This window comes from Nocardia sp. NPDC058497, from assembly GCF_042720195.1.
In the GTDB taxonomy this organism is placed as follows: domain Bacteria; phylum Actinomycetota; class Actinomycetes; order Mycobacteriales; family Mycobacteriaceae; genus Nocardia.
In genome coordinates this window covers 1-4,235 of sequence record NZ_JBHXMY010000275.1, presented here as the reverse complement: position 1 = coordinate 4,235, position 4,235 = coordinate 1, and the positions used below count along the sequence as shown (strand labels likewise).

At 73.2% G+C, this 4,235-nt stretch carries 3 protein-coding genes and 1 pseudogene; all 4 read right to left on the bottom strand.

Annotation, left to right across the window (positions count from 1 at the left end):
• Positions 1 to 107: 107 nt before the first annotated feature.
• Positions 108 to 1,223, bottom strand: a complete 1,116-nt coding sequence (gene aroB / locus ACFWPJ_RS18855; protein WP_189023672.1) for a 3-dehydroquinate synthase — start codon at positions 1,221 to 1,223, stop codon at positions 108 to 110.
• Between the two features lie 608 nt (positions 1,224 to 1,831).
• Positions 1,832 to 2,332, bottom strand: a pseudogene (locus ACFWPJ_RS18850) (shikimate kinase); the annotation flags it as partial.
• 125 nt (positions 2,333 to 2,457) lie between these two features.
• Positions 2,458 to 3,666 (bottom strand): chorismate synthase, encoded by a 1,209-nt coding sequence (aroC, locus tag ACFWPJ_RS18845; protein WP_378853013.1) that lies wholly within the window; start codon positions 3,664 to 3,666, stop codon positions 2,458 to 2,460.
• Positions 3,667 to 3,850: 184 nt separating this feature from the next.
• On the bottom strand, positions 3,851 to 4,235 hold a 385-nt coding region (locus ACFWPJ_RS18840), incomplete at its 5' end, for a prepilin peptidase (protein ID WP_378853003.1).

Here is a 4,235-nt window from a genome sequence, read left to right as displayed (position 1 = left end):
AGCCAGCCCCCGCGCCCCCCCCCCACCGCCCCGCCGCCCGCCCCCCCCCCAGGGTCTGGGGGGGGGGGGGCGCCGGCGCCCCCCCCCCCCCCCCCCCCCGACACGTCTCAGAGCAGGATGGGGCCGCCGGTGGAACCTTCGCGGGCGATCGCCGAGTAGGCCGCCGCCAGCAGCGACGGATCCGGTCCTTCGAGGCGGCCGGGCTTGGCCAGGCCGTCGAGCACCACGAAACGCAGCACACCCGAGCGGGTCTTCTTGTCGGTCTGCATCGCGTCCATCAGCTGCGGCAGCGCGTCACCGTCGTAGGTGACCGGCAGGCCGACGCTCTCCAGGATGGTGCGGTGCCGGTCGGCGGTGGCGTCGTCGAGACGACCGGCCAGCCTGCCCAGCTCGGCCGCGAAGACCAGGCCGACGGACACGGCGGCGCCGTGGCGCCAGCGGTAGCGCTCGCGGCGCTCCACCGCGTGGCCCAGGGTGTGCCCGTAGTTCAGGATCTCGCGCAGGCTCGACTCCTTGAGGTCGGCCGCGACGACGTCGGCCTTGACCTGGATGGCCCGCCGGATCAGTTCCGGCAGCACGTCACCGGTGGGGTCGAGCGCGGCCTCCGGGTCGGCCTCGATGAGGTCCAGGATCACCGGGTCGGCGATGAAACCGGCCTTGATGATCTCGGCCATGCCCGCCACGATCTCGTTGCGGGGGACTGTCTCCAGGGTGGCGAGGTCGACCAGCACGGCACTCGGCTCGTGGAAGCTGCCGACGAGGTTCTTGCCCGCCTCGGTGTTGATGCCGGTCTTGCCGCCGACCGCCGCGTCGACCATCGCCAGCAGCGTGGTCGGCACGTGCACGATGCGCACACCGCGCATCCAGGTGGCGGCCACGAAGCCGGCCAGGTCGGTGGCCGCGCCGCCGCCGAGGCTCACGATGGCGTCGTTGCGGGTCAGCCCGATCCGGCCGAGTACCTCCCAGCAGAACCCGGCCACGGCCAGGTCCTTGCCGTCCTCGGCGTCGGGGATCTCGATGCGGTGCGCGTCGATCCCGGTGTCGGCCAGTGCTTTGCGCACCACCTCGGCGGTTTCGGCCAGCGGCGGCTGATGGAAGATCGCCACGGTCCGCACGGCGTTGCCCGCGGTGACCGCCTCGACGAGGTCGCCGAGCAGCCCGCGGCCGATGATCACCGGGTACGGGTCGGCGGTGCGGACCTGGATGGTGGTCGGCTCTGTCACGTGCGCTGCTCCGATTCTTTCTGGTCGTTGTTCTTGCGTCTGCCGCCGCGTCGCCGCGGCCTGTTGCGCCGGGTGCGATCGCCCTGCGTCGCCGCGCGGTCCGCCTCGCCGGACTGGCCCGCTCCGGTCCGCTCGCCGGTCGCCGCGGGTGTGCCGGTGCGCTTGCCCGCCGGACGCTCCGGTGATGCCACACCGGACTGCTCGGTTCCCGCGGCACGCGTTGCCGCCCTGCCGTCGGCGTCGCGGTTCGTCCCCGCGGCCGAGCGGATGCGGACACCGCCACGGCGGGATCTGGTCCGCCGTGACCGTCGGGTACCGGTCGTCCGCGCACCGGCGGCCTCGCCCTGCGGTGTGCCGCTGCGAGTGCCCGCGGCGTCACCGGCCGGTGCGGTGTCGGTCCCGGATCGTGTTGCCGCCGAACCGGTCCGGTCGATCGTGTTCTGCTCGTTCGCTCTGCGGGCGGCCGCGGCGCGCGCCCTGGCACGCCGCCGCACCCTGGACCGGTTGCTGCCGATACCGGGCCTGCTGGTGACCGAACCCGAAGCGGCAGAGCCGGTTCCACCGGCGGTGCGCTCGGCCTCGAGGTCGGTGCGCACCGATTCCAGGCCGAGTTTGGCCAGGATCATCCGCACCACCCGGCCGGGACTGCGCCCGTCGGTGCGCACCCGGACGGTGGCGATCTCGCGGTAGAGCGGGCGCCGGATGCGCATCAGTTCGCGGTACTTGGCGCCGGGATCGTCGCCGTTGAGCAGCGGCCTGGCATTGCTCGAACCGGTGCGCCGAAGTCCTTCGCCCACACTGATTTCCAGGTAGACCACGGTCGCCGCGCGCAGCACCTCGCGGGTCTGCGCCGACAGCACCGACCCGCCGCCGAGGGAGACGACGCCGTCGTGTTCGAGCACGGCCCGGCGCACCACCTCCTCCTCGATCCGGCGGAACTCCGGTTCACCGTCGGTGGCGAAGATCTCGGGGATGGTGCGGCCGGTGTCGGCCTCGATGCCCGCGTCGGTGTCGTAGAGCTCGACCCCGAGTTCCCTGGCCAGCTTGCGCCCGATCGTCGACTTGCCCGAGCCGGGCGGCCCGATCAGCACGACGCGCGCGCGAGGCACGCTCACCTCGGCGTCGACGGCCTGGCCGACGGTGCCGGACGAGTCACCGGCGGACCCTTCGGCGCCGACGCTCGATGGGGGGCCCGCGTCGTTGTCCTCCGCGGCCCCCTCCTGCCCCTGCCCGGTCACGACGTGCGGCTGTCCGCGGGCACGTGCGGGCGGTTGCCGATCCGCTTGACGTAACTGGTGATGTTGTCGAGGGTCTCGGCCAGCGAGTCGCCGCCGAACTTCTCCAGCGCGGCCTGCGCCAGCACCAGCGCCACCATCGATTCGGCGACCACGCCCGCGGCGGGCACCGCGCACACGTCGGAGCGCTGGTGGATGGCGACGGCTTCCTCGCCGCTGGACATGTCGACGGTCGCCAGCGCGCGCGGCACGGTCGAGATCGGCTTCATCGCGGCGCGCACCCGCAGGGCTTCGCCGTTGGTCATGCCGCCCTCGAGGCCGCCCGCCCGGTTGGTCGAGCGCAGCACGCCGTCGGGGCCGGGACGCATCTCGTCGTGGGCCTGGCTGCCCCGCCTGCGCGCGGTCTCGAAACCGTCGCCCACCTCGACGCCCTTGATCGCCTGAATGCCCATGAGGGCAGCGGCCAGGCGCGAGTCGAGGCGCTGCTCGCCGCTGGTGAACGAACCGAGCCCGATGGGCAGGCCGTCGACGATCACCTCGACGACGCCGCCGAGGGTGTCGCCGTCCTTCTTGGCCGCCTCGATCTCGGCGATCATCGCCGCTTCGGCGTCGGCGTCGAACGCCCGGACCGGGCTGGCATCGATCGCGTCGAGATCGCGCGGGCCGGGAATGACACCGGTGGTGTTGGCCGCGGTGCCGATGGACACCACGTGCGAGAGCACCTCGACGCCGAAGGCCTGGCGCAGGAAGTTACGGGCGACCGTGCCCGCCGCGACGCGGGCCGCGGTCTCTCTCGCGCTGGCCCGTTCGAGGATCGGCCGGGCGTCGTCGAAGTTGTACTTGAGCATGCCGGAGTAGTCGGCGTGCCCGGGGCGCGGACGGGTGAGCGGCGCGTTGCGCGCCATCCCGGCGAGCTCGGCCTCGTCGACCGGGTCGGCCGACATCACCTCGGTCCACTTGGGCCACTCGGAATTGGCGATCTCGATCGCGACCGGACCACCCATGGTCCGGCCGTGGCGCACGCCACCGACCAGGGTGACCTTGTCGGCCTCGAACTTCATGCGGGCGCCGCGCCCGTAACCGAGCCGACGGCGCGCGAGCTGTACGGAGACATCGTCCGATGTCACCTCGACTCCGGCGACCATCCCTTCCAGGAGGGCAACGAGAGCGGGACCATGGGATTCTCCGGCAGTTATCCAGCGCAACACGCCGACCATCTTCCCACGTCGACGCGCGCAAGCGGGCACGCGGTCCGACGTGACGAGCGGCACGTCGGTGGTGCGCGGGGCCGCGCGGTGGCGGCCACCGGCCGGATCGCGCTGCACCGACCCGCTCCGGAACGTCATCGGGTGCCCGCGTCAGGTGTGTGATCGGTTCGGCGCGTCGCGGTGGTCATGCCAGCGCCATCGCGGTCACGGTGGCCAGGCACATGGCCGGACCGTGCGGCACGACGCGCCGGGACGGAGCCGCCCGTACGCCCTCATGTCCCAGCGCCGAGCGCAGCCAGTGGCTGCCCAGCACCATAGCCGCGGCCGTCGCGGTGAGCAGCGGCGCGGCGATCGCGGCCCACACCCAGGCGGGCGGCCCGGCGAGCGCGGCGGCGGCGCCCAATCCCACCGCGAGTTTCACGTCGCCCGCGCCCAGCGCGGCGGGCGAGAGCAGATGGGTGACCAGGTACGGCATCGTCAGCAACGCGGCCCCGATCACCGCCGTCCCCAGGTTGTCCGTACACAGGGCGTACAGGAACACCGCGGCGGCACCGGCGCCGGTGAGCGCG